Annotated in this window: 15 protein-coding genes; 11 read left to right on the top strand and 4 right to left on the bottom strand. The window is 37.6% G+C overall.

What is annotated here, in order from left to right:
• Positions 1-126 precede the first annotated feature (126 nt).
• From CXF71_RS06765 to lolB, 3 genes are all read right to left on the bottom strand, one after another.
• Positions 127-1071, bottom strand: a complete 945-nt coding sequence (locus CXF71_RS06765) for a ribose-phosphate pyrophosphokinase (RefSeq protein WP_101232414.1) — start codon at positions 1069-1071, stop codon at positions 127-129.
• A gap of 160 nt (positions 1072-1231) precedes the next feature.
• The gene (gene ispE, locus CXF71_RS06760; RefSeq protein ID WP_101232193.1) at positions 1232-2134 is read right to left on the bottom strand and encodes a 4-(cytidine 5'-diphospho)-2-C-methyl-D-erythritol kinase; all 903 of its coding nucleotides are present in this window, start codon (positions 2132-2134) and stop codon (positions 1232-1234) included.
• A 44-nt stretch (positions 2135-2178) separates the two neighbouring features.
• Complete coding sequence (gene lolB, locus CXF71_RS06755; protein WP_101232192.1) at positions 2179-2820, bottom strand: lipoprotein insertase outer membrane protein LolB; 642 nt, start codon at positions 2818-2820, stop codon at positions 2179-2181.
• A gap of 194 nt (positions 2821-3014) precedes the next feature.
• Here lolB and hemA point away from each other — a divergent pair, with 194 nt between their 5' ends.
• The 7 genes from hemA (at position 3015) to kdsA (ending at position 10356) form a co-directional block, all read left to right on the top strand.
• Positions 3015-4277 carry a glutamyl-tRNA reductase gene (gene hemA / locus CXF71_RS06750; protein WP_101232191.1) on the top strand — a complete coding sequence of 421 codons (1263 nt, stop codon included), beginning with the start codon at positions 3015-3017 and terminating at the stop codon, positions 4275-4277.
• A gap of 358 nt (positions 4278-4635) precedes the next feature.
• Positions 4636-5724 carry a peptide chain release factor 1 gene (gene prfA / locus CXF71_RS06745; protein ID WP_101232190.1) on the top strand — a complete coding sequence of 363 codons (1089 nt, stop codon included), beginning with the start codon at positions 4636-4638 and terminating at the stop codon, positions 5722-5724.
• Positions 5725-5747: 23 nt separating this feature from the next.
• Entirely contained in the window at positions 5748-6611 is an 864-nt protein-coding gene (gene prmC / locus CXF71_RS06740) for a peptide chain release factor N(5)-glutamine methyltransferase (protein WP_101232189.1), read from the top strand.
• Positions 6612-6748: 137 nt separating this feature from the next.
• Positions 6749-7114, top strand: a complete 366-nt coding sequence (locus tag CXF71_RS06735) for a SirB2 family protein (protein ID WP_101232188.1) — start codon at positions 6749-6751, stop codon at positions 7112-7114.
• 63 nt (positions 7115-7177) lie between these two features.
• A complete protein-coding gene (locus CXF71_RS06730) occupies positions 7178-7999 on the top strand; it encodes a SirB1 family protein (protein ID WP_101232187.1) in 822 nt (273 codons plus the stop codon).
• 48 nt (positions 8000-8047) lie between these two features.
• On the top strand, positions 8048-9313 hold the full coding sequence (locus tag CXF71_RS06725) for a DUF819 family protein (protein ID WP_232771402.1): 1266 nt from the start codon (positions 8048-8050) through the stop codon (positions 9311-9313).
• A gap of 200 nt (positions 9314-9513) precedes the next feature.
• Positions 9514-10356, top strand: a complete 843-nt coding sequence (gene kdsA, locus CXF71_RS06720) for a 3-deoxy-8-phosphooctulonate synthase (protein ID WP_101232186.1) — start codon at positions 9514-9516, stop codon at positions 10354-10356.
• Between the two features lie 244 nt (positions 10357-10600).
• Here the strand turns inward: kdsA and CXF71_RS06715 are convergent, their stop codons facing one another.
• The gene (locus CXF71_RS06715; protein WP_101232185.1) at positions 10601-10888 is read right to left on the bottom strand and encodes a hypothetical protein; all 288 of its coding nucleotides are present in this window, start codon (positions 10886-10888) and stop codon (positions 10601-10603) included.
• A 319-nt stretch (positions 10889-11207) separates the two neighbouring features.
• Here CXF71_RS06715 and CXF71_RS06710 point away from each other — a divergent pair, with 319 nt between their 5' ends.
• The 4 genes from CXF71_RS06710 (at position 11208) to rlmM (ending at position 14481) form a co-directional block, all read left to right on the top strand.
• A complete protein-coding gene (locus CXF71_RS06710) occupies positions 11208-12140 on the top strand; it encodes a transcriptional regulator GcvA (protein ID WP_101232184.1) in 933 nt (310 codons plus the stop codon).
• Entirely contained in the window at positions 12140-12874 is a 735-nt protein-coding gene (locus CXF71_RS06705) for an alpha/beta family hydrolase (RefSeq protein ID WP_198559844.1), read from the top strand. The genes CXF71_RS06710 and CXF71_RS06705 overlap by 1 nt, the downstream gene beginning before the upstream one ends.
• Positions 12864-13292: a DUF423 domain-containing protein gene (locus tag CXF71_RS06700; RefSeq protein WP_101232183.1), complete on the top strand. Its 429-nt coding sequence runs from the start codon at positions 12864-12866 to the stop codon at positions 13290-13292. The genes CXF71_RS06705 and CXF71_RS06700 overlap by 11 nt, the downstream gene beginning before the upstream one ends.
• 82 nt (positions 13293-13374) lie before the next feature.
• A complete protein-coding gene (gene rlmM / locus CXF71_RS06695) occupies positions 13375-14481 on the top strand; it encodes a 23S rRNA (cytidine(2498)-2'-O)-methyltransferase RlmM (protein WP_101232182.1) in 1107 nt (368 codons plus the stop codon).
• Positions 14482-14509 lie beyond the last annotated feature (28 nt).

Raw genomic sequence — 14509 nt, 5'->3', positions numbered from 1 at the left:
AGCTATTAAATAAACGGAATAATTAGCGGGGCATACAGGAACTAGGGAACAATAAAAAAGCAGCCTTGGTGACGGCTGCTTTTTTGCAATATTAGTGGTTAACTTCTTGGAATAAATCCCTCGAAATTAGTCAAACATTGCTGAAATAGATTCTTCATTACTTACACGACGAATCGCTTCACTTAACATGCCACTTAGTGTTAATTGACGAACCATTTTAAGTGCTTTAATTTCATCAGAAAGTGGAATTGAGTCAGTTACTACAAGTTCATCAATAACTGATTCTCTAAGGTTCTTTGCAGCATCGCCTGATAAAACAGGGTGAGTTGCGTAAGCGATAACACGTTTTGCGCCATGTTCTTTTAAAGCTTCTGCAGCTTTAGCTAACGTGCCGCCAGTATCAATCATATCATCTACAATAATACAGTCGCGGCCTTCAACTTCACCAATAATATGCATTACTTGCGCAACGTTCGCTTTAGGGCGACGTTTATCGATAATGGCTAAGTCAGCGTCATCAAGTAATTTAGCTACTGCACGAGCACGAACTACACCACCGATATCAGGAGAAACAACCACTGGGTTATTTAACTCACGGTTTTTCATATCATCTAATAAGATAGGTGTACCAAATGCATTATCAACAGGCACATCAAAGAAACCTTGAATTTGCTCTGCGTGTAAATCAACCGTTAATACACGGTCAACACCAACACTTGATAAAAAGTCAGCAACTACTTTTGCAGTAATTGGTACACGAGCACTACGTACGCGTCTGTCTTGGCGAGCATAACCAAAATAAGGGATTACAGCAGTGATACGGCCTGCAGAGGCACGACGCAAAGCGTCTATCATTACAATTAATTCCATTAAGTTATTGTTGGTTGGAGCACAGGTTGATTGAATAATAAAAACATCAGCACCACGGACGTTTTCGTTTATTTCAACGCTAATTTCACCATCACTAAAACTACCCACTTTAGCATCACCCAAAGGCATATATAGGCGATCAGCAATTTTCTTGGCCAGTTCAGGGGTGGCATTACCCGCAAAAATCTTCATGTCAGGCACTTTCGATTCCTCAGAAATATTTGACATTAATAGTAGGCTCTTTGATTGATAAGCAATCATTGAACAATATACGCTGATTTAACTATAGCGGGTTTTTTTAGCACAATATCGAGCTTTAAAAGTAGCCGTTCTGATTAAATTAGCAAATCTTTATAAATATTTACTTGTTCAATGATAGCTTTGCTATTACGGAACAAAGTGGAGACTTATTAAGTCCCTGCGCAACAAAAGAGCTTATTCCTTTTGGGAGTTTCGCTTGTAATGATTGCGCCTCATGTTGACTAGAAAACCGCGTAAAAACACACGCACCAGTTCCGGTCATTCTTGAGGGTGCGTATTCTACCAACCAAGCCAGTAACTTGGCAACCTCAGGATAATGTTTAATTACTAAAGTTTGACAGTCATTGTGAAAGCTATCATTGATGAAGTCACGGCTATTAAGGGCTGAAGGGGATAGTCTCTTGCTATTTCTAGGTAGGTCTTTTGCAGTAAAAACTTGCTGTGTAGAGATGCTACATTCAGGTTTAGTAATTAAATACCAGTACTCATGTGGTTCTATAGCGGTAAGTTCATCACCAATGCCTTGGGCAAAGGCGGAAAAACCATGGATAAAGATAGGAACATCGGCACCAAGACTCAAGCCTAATACCGCCAGTTCACTCAAAGATAATTGGCAACGCCATAAGGTATTAAGCGCAACTAAAACGGTAGCCGCATTTGATGAACCTCCGCCCAAACCTCCGCCCATGGGCAGTATTTTATTGATACTGATCTTAACGCCCAAAGTTGTATTACTTTTAAGTTTTAGTAATCGAGCCGCTTTTACAATCAAGTTGTCTTCATAATTAACACCTTCAATAGGCGTTAATAAATCAATATCAGGTGTTTCTGTCGCGGTTAATGTGAGCGTGTCGCTGTGATCGACAAATTGAAATAGAGTTTCTAAATTGTGATAACCATCACTTCGTTGGCCAACAATATGTAAAAATAAATTAAGCTTTGCTGGTGATGGGAAATTAATCGGTTTATCGAGGAAAGAGTTTGCGTGAGAAGAGCAAGTCATGGATCATTTCTTCTTATTTTAAGTTGTTGATATATTTTTAATGATTAATTAATTGACCATTCATTAACAGCAATCTTAATGAGTAAATCATCTTTTTTAATTGAAAATTTTGTGGCTAAACTATAACCCTCTATTTGCTGATAGTTAGCATAAGTGACTTGCCATAGTTCATTATTATAATGGCTTGATAGCGTTTGTGGCAACTGTGTTATTTTTTGATAACTAATAGTGTCACTTTCTTGATAGGGAATACCTTTAAGCCAAAAGGTTAATGCTTGTGTTGGTAGCGTTAGGCCAGTAATTGACTGAACAAGCGCTTCAAGATTCTGACCATGATAAGTTTTTCCATCTACTTGTATTATATGGTCATTATTAGTTGAGTCGAGCTGTAGTACATTAATACCTAGATAGCTGGTTAAATTTAGCTGTTGTGTGCCTTGATTTTCGTCAATCTGCCAAGATAATGTTGCACTATTTCGAGATTTTGTGTCAATAAATGCTATTTTTCCTGTTATTTTCCATTGATGTAATTGCTGTAGGGTAGCTATTCGTTTTTTTGGAGTTTGTTGAATCAGCGGCTGAGATCCTTGTTTAGGTAAAGTACTACAGCCAGACAATACCAATGTAAATAAGGTCATGACAAATAAGTAAGGAATATATGGAGTCGCTTTAAAAAATGGCTTCATTAAAATTAAGGTGCTTAATCGATGATAATTGTTATTGGAACATAGCTTTTCAGCCTTTGTAAATAGCAGTATTATTTTTAGGGTCTTTTATCACAGATCATACTTTAATCTCAGGTCTTAGGTTATAATGGCTTTACTGGCTAAAACAAGTTTTATCAAACTTGTTGAAAATGTTTATAAAGTAGGTTTATTACGTGTCTATAGTTGCTGTTGGAATTAATCATAAAACTGCGCCTGTTGCGGTGAGAGAAAAAATATCTTTTAATCCAGATAAGCTTTCTATTGCCTTACAAGAAATGCTTAGTGCAGTACAGTGTCGTGAAGTGGCTATTCTTTCTACTTGTAACAGAACAGAATTATACCTAGTACAAGACGGTGACTTTGATGCTACTCAGCAACGTCTTATTCAATGGCTAGAAAATTACCATAACGTCCCCGCTTCAACTATTTTACCTAGTATGTATTGGCATAAAGACCAGCAAGCCGTTAATCACATGATGCGAGTAGCTTGTGGTTTAGACTCTCTTGTTTTAGGTGAGCCACAAATATTAGGCCAAATGAAGCAAGCTTATAGTCAAGCTAAAGCTGCAGGGTCTATGTCATTGGTTATGGATCGATTATTTCAACGTACCTTTGGCGTGGCAAAACAAGTTCGCACGGAAACTGAAATTGGGGCCAGTGCGGTTTCTGTCGCTTTTGCTTCAGTAAATTTAGCTAAACATATTTTTGGAGGTCTTGAAAAAACTAAAGTATTACTTGTTGGCGCAGGTGAAACTATTGAGTTAGTTGCCAAACATTTATATGAAAATAACGTTGGTAAAATCACTGTCGCTAACCGAACATTAGCACGTGCTGAAAATATGGCGAAACAAATTGGCGCTGATGTTATTACCTTAGCGCAAATACCAGAGCATATGTGTAATGCTGATATTGTTATCAGCTCTACTGGCTCTACACTACCTATTATTGGTAAAGGTATGGTTGAACAAGCTTTAGCATCGCGCAAGCACCAACCAATTTTCATGGTTGATCTCGCAGTACCACGAGATATTGAAGAGCAAGTTTCAGAGCTTGAAGATGTATTTTTATACACGGTTGATGATTTACAAGGCATTATTGCCAAAAACATGGAAAATCGCCGTAAAGCTGCAGTCGAAGCTGAAAGTATAGTAAATAGCCAGTCGGATGATTTTATGGCGTGGCTACGCGGTTTAAATACGCAAGACACGGTAATTAGTTATCGTAAGCAATGTCTAGATAATCGTAATGTATTACTCGAAAAAGCACTCATTCAATTGAAAAATGGTAAAAATTCAGAAGCTGTCTTAGCCGAACTTGCCACTAAACTTACCAATAAATTCATGCATGCACCTACCAGTGCTCTCCAGTCTGCTGCTCAAGGTGGTGAACTTGATAAGCTAATTTATCTACGTGATATTTTTAATATTGATTCATAAGATTAATACTTCAGCTTCTATTTAATACCTATATTAGTCCAGCCTAAGCCCATTATTTATCGTAGGTTATTCACTGCCAGTTATTAATCACTAGTAATAACAATAGAGACTTCTTTTCGATTAGCATGGTCTCTTTCGCTTTTATACAATGACACTCACTTAGTGGTCATTTTAAATGACCTAAATATCCAACAACGACCATTTTAACTGTAATAGCGAGCTATCGCTCAATCACGCGACTTGTTTTTTGAAAATTAATTCTCATTGAATTATGTAAGCATAATTAATTTAATTGCTATTACTGTGTTAGAATGGCGAGAATTTAGTTTTTTCCATCTAAGACATAAGAATATTCCCAATGAAATCATCAGTTTATCAAAAGCTCGAAGTGCTGGTTGAGCGCTTCGAAGAAGTGCAGGCATTATTATCAGATCCTGCAACTATTAGCGACCAAGAAAAGTTTCGTGCTTTATCTAAAGAGTTTAAGCAACTTGATGCTGTGACTTCAGTTTTTAATAATTATAAAAGCGCTGAAGATGATTTCGCCACCGCTGAAATGATGCTTAAAGATGAAGATCCTGATATGCGAGAAATGGCGCAGGAAGAATTCAAAGATGCAAAAAAAGCTGTTGCTCAGATTGCCGATGAATTACAAATTTTGTTACTACCACGTGATCCGAACGATGATAACAACTGTTTTGTTGAAATTCGTGCCGGGGCTGGTGGTGACGAAGCCGCCATTTTTGCCGGTGATTTATTTAGAATGTATAGCCGTTATTCAGAAAAGAAAGGCTGGAAAATTGAAGTAATGAACACCAATGAAAGTGAGCAGGGCGGTTACAAAGAACTGATCATGAAAATCAATGGTGAAGGCGTTTATGGTCATATGAAATTTGAGTCGGGTGGTCACCGTGTACAACGTGTACCAGCCACGGAATCTCAAGGTAGGGTTCATACCTCGGCTTGTACTGTTGTGGTTATGCCTGAAATTCCTGAAGCCGATGCGATTGAAATTAACAAAGCTGATTTAAAAGTTGACACTTTCCGTGCATCAGGCGCAGGTGGTCAGCACGTTAACAAAACAGATTCGGCTATTCGTATTACTCATATACCATCAGGTGTTGTGGTTGAATGTCAAGAACAACGGTCACAGCATAAAAACAGAGCTCAAGCGATGTCAGTTCTTCAAGCGCGCCTTCAGCAGGCTGAAGATGAAAAACGTCGTAGTGAAGAAGAATCATCACGTCGTAACCTAGTAGCTAGTGGTGACCGTTCTGAGCGAATTCGTACCTACAACTTCCCACAAGGTCGCATGAGTGATCACCGTATTAACCTGACTTTATATCGTTTAAACGAAATTATGGAAGGCAATTTACAATTGGTGATGGAACCTATAATGCAAGAAAATCAAGCCGATTTATTAGCTGAATTAGCTGAACAAAACTAATTCTAGTGTTGTCAGTCAAACGAGTGGAAAATACCACGATAGCCAATTGTATCGCATATGGTCAGGAGCAATTAGGCTCCTGTTCAGATAGTGCTAAGCTCGATGCACAAATCCTATTGGGCTTTGCGCTTAATAAAGAACGCACTTACCTACTTACTTGGCCTGAAAAAGAGCTAACTAAGCAAACGCTACAACAGTATCTAGTCTTGTTGCAAAGGCGAATCGTAGGAGAGCCGATAGCTTATATTGTTGGAGTACAAGAGTTCTGGTCTCTGCCTTTTCGGGTATCACCTGTAACGCTTATCCCACGTCCAGACACCGAAATATTGGTTGAGTTAGTGCTTGAACACTGGTGTGACTTAGAAAAATTACATTGCTTAGATCTCGGCACTGGTACTGGTGCCATCGCATTAGCACTTGCATCAGAACAACCAACCTGGCAAATTGACGCTGTCGATTTTAATGTCGATGCGGTAAAACTCGCACAACAAAATGCACACGATTTAAAACTAACGCAAGTAAACATTTTTCACAGTAATTGGTTTAGTGCGCTTACTGAGCGTAAGTTTGATGTGATTGTTTCTAACCCACCTTATATTGATGCATTAGATGAAAATTTATCTCAAGGTGATGTGCGTTTTGAACCTGAATCAGCTTTGGTTGCAGATGAAAACGGTCTTGGCGATATTAAGCATATAGCACAACAAGCACTAAATTTTCTCAATATTCAAGGTGCTCTTTATTTTGAGCATGGTTTTGAGCAAGGTGAAGCAGTGCGAAATATCTTAAACAGTTTAGGGTATACTAACGCACAAACCGTAAGAGACTTTAATGGTCATGAACGCATTACTTGGGCAAAATTACGTAACGGTAGCATTGTTAATTAGCCTTATTGGCTGTTTTTACTGTAGGGTTACACTTTAAAACGTTTTGATAACCTAAAGTCGCTACACTATGAGCAAATTAATTTACAAAGCAATTGGACTCATAAATTAAGTCATTTGCTAAAATAAAAGGAATAACTTTGAAACATTTACATATAACCCTTGCAGTGCTTAGCATTAGTTTATTTACCTACCGCTTTATTTTAACGTTAATGGCATCGAAAAATCTTGACCGTAAATGGTTAAAAATAAGCCCCCACGTTATCGATACACTTTTGCTTATTGTTGGTATAACCCTCGCTGTAAAGCTTCATATAAACCCAATAGAGCAATTGTGGTTAGCTGAAAAGTTTTTAGCCTTGTTTGCTTATATATTTACTGGTTACTATACCCTGAAATTAGCACGCAATAAGCCAATGCAAATTCTTGGGTTTTTAGGCGCCATAGGTTGGGTAATGTTGATAGTACGTTTAGCAATGACCCGTGAAGCAATGTTCTTTAGCTAAGAGTTAAATAACTATATTGATCAACACAACAAGCAACTAATGGAGTCATTTAAATAAGCTGTTATGAATGAATTATTTTTATCAGAATTAAAGTCAATCGATAAAGATTTACTGCAAAAACTCATTTTACTTGAAGAACATATTTTTTCAGATAGCGTCGATAACTCTGAGGAAGCAGATGCTTCCTTAGATAGTTTAGAGACAATCATCAGTCAATGCGTTGCTATGATCAGTGAAATTGAATCGCCATTAGAAAAAGCAGAGGTTTTGCTTAATGAACTGTACTTTCAACATTTATTTATAGACAGATATCAGACCCGTTGGCCTATTTCTGCATACAAAGTAGCAAAAGGCTTAAATCAACGTGCGATGTCACCTATTATTAAAGCTGCTTTGGTAAAAGAAATAATTACCGCTTGTGGCTTTGAAACAGATTTAGTCTTTATACCTAATAAAATTATGCTACGTCTATGTTGTGATGAACAGTACGCTATTATCTTTGATGCGGTGACAGGTGAATCACTCGACTGGACTGAATTAGATATACGTTTAGATGAGCTAGAAGGTGATCCAACTGAGCATGATTTACAAGCTATTGATGATAATGTCGCTCTAGTTGAACATCTATCTGCATTGAAGAATGTTTTGATTCATGAGCAAGTATTTGACAAAGCACTCACTTGTGTTGATGTTATCTTGTCATTAACCCCTGATGACCCAATGCAAAGAAGAGATCGTGGTTTTTTATTACACCAGCTTGATTGCTTTAAAGTAGCGGTGGATGATTATCGCTATTTCGTTGAACAATGCCCTAAAGACCCCGCGGCAAAAATATTAAAAATTCAGCTTGAAAAAATTGATGTTGGTAATAACATACTTCATTAATTTTTTTATTCATCAAAAATAAAAATAAAAATTGAGATAAAAGATAAAATGATAAAAGAAAATATTGCGGCGACTGCGCCACTGATTACAAATGATGCTGTTGTCTTAGGGCTTTTGGCGCTTATTCTCGGCTTGGTATTTTATACTTCAAATAGTAAAAATACGGCATGCCAGAAATTTTATAAATATGTACCCGCATTATTAATGTGCTATTTATTACCTTCTTTCTTAAATACCTTTGGCATTGTTAGTGCTGAAGTTAGCCAAGTTGATGATGTAGCAAAATATTTTCTTCTACCAGCTTGTCTAGTACTGTTAACGTTAAGTATTGATATAAAAGCCATTGCAGGACTTGGTAGTAAAGCAATTATTATGTTTTTAACGGGTACTGTCGGTGTCGTAATCGGTGGACCAATCGCTTTGCTAATTGTCTCTGCAATATGGCCTGAGCTTATTGGTGTTACAGGCCCTGAAGCTGTCTGGCGTGGTATGGCAGCTCTTGCGGGGAGCTGGATTGGTGGTGGCGCTAATATGCTGGCAATGAAAGAAATTTATGAGGCAGATGGTAGAATATTTACTATTATGGTTACGGTTGATATAGTTGTGGCTAATATCTGGATGGCATGCCTTTTATATCTCGCTGCAAACCATAAAGCTATAGATGCAAAAAGTGGTGCAGATACCTCAGGTATCGATAAACTAATTGCTAATGTAGAGGCCTTTGAAAAAGAGCATAAACGCACACCCGAATTGAAAGACCTTATGCTTATTATTGCTATCGCTTTCGGCGCTGCTGGTTTTGCCCATTTCGCCGCTGATTTACTCGTCCCCTTTTTCCAACAAAACTTCCCTGATTTAAAAAAATTCAGCTTACACAGTAAATTATTTTGGATTATTGTCTTAGTAACGTCTATTGGTTTGGCTTTATCTTTTACCAGAGCTAGACAACTTGAGTCGGTAGGAGCCTCTAAAATTGGCAGTAGTTTCTTATATATACTTGTTGCTACTATTGGTTTGCACATGGATATTACCCAAATAGCAGAAGCACCTAAATATGTGGTTATTGGTTTAATTTGGATGGCAATACACGTCATTTTATTATTTGTTGTTGGTCGGTGGATCAAAGCGCCAATCTTTTACTTAGCAGTAGGTAGTAAAGCTAATATTGGTGGTGCAGCATCCGCTCCGGTTATTGCCTCAGCGTTCCATCCATCATTAGCACCTGTTGGTGTATTGCTTGCAGTCTTAGGTTATGCCTTAGGGACCTATATGGCATGGATGTGTGGACAATTACTTCGTATAATTGGTAGTTAATTCGTTGTAAAGCATCAGCTTGTTGCTGTATAAACAAATTTAGGTGTCAAAAGTACTCATTGACTTGCGTCAACTCCGTGCTTTTTCCTTTAAATTGATTTATGCAGCTTAAAGCTCAAGCATTACTGAGGCTACTTTTAGCACATACCTGATAGTTGAATTACGGTACTTGTTTAAGAATACTTTTTTTAGGAAGAATGATGACAATTAAATCAGTTAAAGTTAAAGGCATTGAAGTTGCTAATGATCAACCATTCGTATTATTCGGTGGTATGAATGTACTTGAATCACGTGATCTGGCAATGAAAATTGCTGAGCACTATGTTGAAGTGACTCAAAAGCTTGGCATCCCTTATGTATTTAAGGCGTCATTTGATAAAGCTAACCGCTCTTCAGTTAATTCCTACAGAGGCCCAGGCTTAGACGAAGGTTTGAAGATTTTTGAAGAAATCAAATCAACGTTTAATGTGCCGATTATCACTGACGTGCATGAGTCATATCAAGCACAGCCGGTCAGTGAAGTGGTTGATGTTATCCAGTTACCAGCCTTTTTAGCCAGACAAACTGATCTTGTTGTAGCAATGGCTAAAACCGGCGCTGTTATCAATGTTAAAAAGCCACAGTTTCTTGCGGCACATGAAATGAAGCACATTATTACCAAGTTTTCTGAAGCAGGAAATGAGAACATTATTTTATGTGAAAGAGGTAGCTGTTATGGGTATAACAACCTCGTTGTTGATATGCTGGCAATGGATGAAATGAAAAATTACGCGCCGGTTATCTTTGATGCGACGCACGCCTTGCAAAAGCCCGGTGGACGAAGTGATAGTGCTGATGGTCGTCGTGCTCAAGCAGTACAATTAGCCCGAAGTGGTATGGCAATCGGCATAGCAGGTTTGTTCATTGAGGCACACCCTGATCCTTCTGCAGCTAAATGCGATGGTCCTTGTGCATTACCACTGGATAAACTAGAGCCTTACTTAGTTCAAATGAAAGCGCTAGATGATTTAGTGAAAGGTTTTACGCCACTTATTACAGACTAAAATTTTAGCCACTTAGCATGCTCTTAGTTAAGTAACTAAGTTATCAGTCATAATTTAAGTAATAAAAAAGGTGTCCTAGGACACCTTTTTTTATTTTTGATCTTAATCGCTAAGATCTTACTTCGTCAATGTGCGAGCATTTTGAAATATGTTAACATGATGGTTTTAATAAACCTGCTTGTTGCTTGGTTTATTAATAATCACCCTAATTTGTATGACTTTAATACAGTGTAGTTCAATTTAATTATTCAGCAATTAAACTTGCTTTAGTTAAGCTAACATATTTATTTTGATTAGCCGCTTGCTTCTGTTTAATAAGGCTTGAGTCTATTGACTGTGGTGAAAACATAATTTTAACTGGCGCTAAAGAAAGCTTTAGGCTGTTATGTGCAGCAGTCGTAAGTTGAGTTTGATTAATTGGCTCAGCTTTGACAAGTGCTGTTTTTGGTACGGCAGCAGTAGCTACAGTACTAAATAAAGTGGTGGCGAATAATGCGACAAGTAAGTTAGTTTTTTTAATGCTTTGGTTCATGTTTTTTGTCCTGTAAATGACCTAATAATAATTTTTACTTCCTTATAGATATATTAGGACCTTTTCTCGCACTGGTTTTACTTTTCAAAATAAAGCGTGTGGTTGGGAACACACGCTATACCTGAGTTTCATAAAACGTTGAGATGATGTCCTTCATCTACGGTGTGAATAATACGCAAGTTGATAAAAAAATAAAAATGACTTAAATTAATGTTATTCATTAGAAAAACTAATGAATGATTGTTATGCTATGTTTATAGGTTTTTATGCAGTAATTAAAGGCATAATTTATATTATATTGAATATTTGAAGGTGTACCTTGGCTAGTAGACTCCCACCATTAAACGCTTTAAGGGCATTTGAAGCTTCTGCAAGGCAGCTTAGCTTCACCCGCGCAGCAGAAGAGCTCTTTGTAACGCAAGCTGCAATAAGTCATCAAATTAAATCTTTAGAAGAGCATTTAAGTATTAAATTGTTTATGCGAAAAAACCGTGCCTTACTGCTTACAGAGGAAGGACAGTCGTATTATTTGGATATAAAAGATATTTTCACCTCTTTACATGATGCCACCGAACGCTTACTTGCTAGAGGGGCTAAAGGGGCGATAACAGTTAGTTCACAAGCTAGTTTTGCTATTCAATGGTTAGTGCCTAGGTTAACGGCTTTTAATTCCTTACATCAAGATATTGATGTAAGGATCAAAGCGGTTGATCAACCTGAGAACTCACTCACTGGAGATGTTGATATTGCTATTTATTATGGTCGAGGTCGCTGGCCAAATATTCATGCGGTTAAATTGCATACCGAATACCTTATTCCCGTTTGCTCCCCCTTATTAGTGCAAGAAAATGCAGCCAATGGCAAGCCGCCTCTTTTATCATTAGATGACTTATCTGAACATACATTATTACATGATACCTCACGTAAAGATTGGAAACGCTGGTTTAAACAGGTAGGCGTTAAAGGCGCTAACGTCAACCATGGACCTATTTTTAGTCATTCAGCTATGGTCTTACAAGCGGCCCTACACGGCCAAGGTGTAGCGCTTGCTTATAGTGTTTTAGCTAAACCAGATATTGACTCAGGACGATTAGTTTGTCCTTTTAACGACGTTTTAGTGAGTAAGAACGCGTATTTCATCGTATGTCGTGAAAATCAAAAAGATATAGGTAAGATTACAGCTTTTAGACAGTGGATGTTAGATATGGTCGAAGCTGAGCAAGAGCAAATCACCGATGGACAAATAAGTTAATGAAACTTGAAGAAGTAATTACAAGGGAAGATAGCAGTGAAATCAGCATATTATTGAACACAGTCGATAATGCTAAAGCACAGATTATATTTGCCCATGGTGCTGGCGCTAACATGTCTCATGAATTCATGAGTGAGATGTCTTTATTACTCAATGAGTCGGGTATTAATGTCATACGGTTTAATTTTCCCTTTATGGATAAAAGGGCATTAACCGGTATAAAATATCCCCCTGATAGAATGCCCAAGTTGTTGGCTTGTTATGAAGACGTTATTGACCATGTGGTTAGCCAGTTCGGAAGTAATGAAATACCTTTATTTATTGGTGGGAAATCTATGGGGTCTCGTGCAGCAGCTAGTTTAGTTGCGACCCCTGAGTTATTACCTCCTTATTTACTTAACAAAATATTAGGTGTTTTTTGTTTAGGTTACCCATTTCACCCGGCTAAAAAGCCAGAAAAACTTCGACTTGAACCTTTGTTTGATGGCAATAAGCCGATATTAATTGTACAAGGAGATCGGGATATGTTAGGAAGCAAAGCTGAAATTATCAGTTATCAATTAGCCGAACATTGCCAGTGCGTATTTTTGGAAGACGGCGATCACAGCCTAAAACCGAGGGTTAAATCAGGTTTTACTCAGCAGGCGCATATGAATCGTGCTGTAGAAGCAATTGTGCAGTTTATTGGCCAGTTAACAATAAAGACTAACATGAGAAAAACAGATGAATTCTAATCATATAAATAAGTATCATGGGATAAAATCAAATAGTACGGCTATTTTACTTAAATGGTTGATGATTATTGTTGGTATCAGCGGTTGTTTTTCTGTACTATTCGGCGCTTGGCTAGCACATGGTGGTCAAACATTGCCTGCAAATATGCAATCTAGTTTAGCAACAGCACTACAATATCAATTTATTCATACTCTTGCGTTATTAGCTACATTGATTTGGTTGAAAACAACTAAACCTTCAAAGGTCTTACTTGGTGCAAGTATTGCCTTTGCCGGAGGGATTTTATGCTTTTGCGGCACAATATATATTAAGTCTTTTTTTGAACTTACCGGTATCGGCAAGTTAACACCTTTTGGTGGCATTTCTTTTGCGCTCGCTTGGCTATTGTTAGCCCTAGAAGGTAAAAATAATTTTTAACGACAGTTTTTTGTCGTGTTAATACTCTAATGTTCAAACTTCAATAAAGGTGAATGTTAGATATAGAAGGTAAAAACAACCTATGACCTCCATCGTATTATTTTGTCGACCAGGCTTTGAAAAAGAGTGTGGTGCAGAAATCCAAGAAAAAGCTGCTTGGAATGAAATGTATGGCTATTTAGAGCTAAAGAAAAACCAAGGACTAGTGTTTTTCCACTTACACGTAAGTGAGCATGGCGAAGCCTTAATGAATACGTTGCCTCTTAAGCGACTTATTTTTTCTCGCCAGTGGTTTATTACGGTAACCGATAAGATAGATCTTCCTGATTATAATCGTGTTGAAGCTATTACTGAAGCATTAGGTAATGATTGGCAATACAGCGACTTACGTATGGAGATGGCTGATGATAACGATGGTAAATCGTTAAGCAAATTTTGTCGGAAACTCTCTGTACCTTTGCGTCAAGCGTTACGTAAAAATAAGATTCTTACCCAAAAGGCTAACAATTCAGCTGATGATCCTGAAGGCGCTATTTTACATGCGTTATTTCTAAGTGGACAAGAGGTAATTTTAGGCTTCTCGTTAGCACGTAATAGTTCCCCACATGTAATGGGCATTCCTAGATTAAAATTTCCTAGTGCATCGCCTAGTCGATCTACTTTAAAACTTGATGAAGCCTTTTTGCATTTTATTCCTCGTGATGAATGGGACGAACGCTTAACATCAGGTATGAATGCCGTTGATTTAGGCTCAGCACCTGGCGGTTGGACTTATCAATTAGTACGCCGTGGCATGATGGTTACCGCAATAGACAACGGTCTTATGGCTGAGTCCTTAATGGAAACGGGGCAAGTAAAACATAAGATGATGGATGGCTTTAAATATTTACCAATGAAGAAAAATGTTCATTGGTTAGTCTGTGATATGATTGAAAAGCCGCAACGAGTGGCTAAGTTGATGAGTGAATGGTTATTACATGGCTACTGTAAAGAAGCTATATTTAACTTAAAACTGCCAATGAAAGGGCGTTTCCAACAAGTTGCAGACGATTTACAAACGATCAAAGACGCATTTGCTTTGCATAATGTGAGATATGAGCTTTATGCAAAACATCTTTATTATGATCGTGAAGAAGTTACTGTACATGCGCGTTTATTATCTCCTCCACCATTAGGTAATAAAGAGTAGTTATTAGTTTTTATAATTTGAATCATTT

Source organism: Colwellia sp. 12G3, from assembly GCF_002836775.1.
Classification (GTDB): Bacteria; Pseudomonadota; Gammaproteobacteria; order Enterobacterales; family Alteromonadaceae; genus Colwellia.
Note: the sequence above shows the minus strand (reverse complement) of the source record. Positions and strands in the feature narration are given on the sequence as shown.

Bases quoted from the DNA above. Each gene is read 5' to 3' on its own strand.
- CXF71_RS06730 (WP_101232187.1), top strand. From the start codon at position 7,178: ATGAATGAATTATTTTTATCAGAATTAAAGTCAATCGATAAAGATTTA.
- CXF71_RS06725 (WP_232771402.1), top strand. From the start codon at position 8,048: ATGATAAAAGAAAATATTGCGGCGACTGCGCCACTGATTACAAATGAT.
- rlmM (WP_101232182.1), top strand. From the start codon at position 13,375: ATGACCTCCATCGTATTATTTTGTCGACCAGGCTTTGAAAAAGAGTGT.
- ispE (WP_101232193.1), bottom strand. From the start codon at position 2,134: ATGACTTGCTCTTCTCACGCAAACTCTTTCCTCGATAAACCGATTAAT.
- CXF71_RS06705 (WP_198559844.1), top strand. From the start codon at position 12,140: ATGAAACTTGAAGAAGTAATTACAAGGGAAGATAGCAGTGAAATCAGC.
- kdsA (WP_101232186.1), top strand. From the start codon at position 9,514: ATGACAATTAAATCAGTTAAAGTTAAAGGCATTGAAGTTGCTAATGAT.
- CXF71_RS06715 (WP_101232185.1), bottom strand. From the start codon at position 10,888: ATGAACCAAAGCATTAAAAAAACTAACTTACTTGTCGCATTATTCGCC.
- lolB (WP_101232192.1), bottom strand. From the start codon at position 2,820: ATGAAGCCATTTTTTAAAGCGACTCCATATATTCCTTACTTATTTGTC.
- CXF71_RS06700 (WP_101232183.1), top strand. From the start codon at position 12,864: ATGAATTCTAATCATATAAATAAGTATCATGGGATAAAATCAAATAGT.
- prfA (WP_101232190.1), top strand. From the start codon at position 4,636: ATGAAATCATCAGTTTATCAAAAGCTCGAAGTGCTGGTTGAGCGCTTC.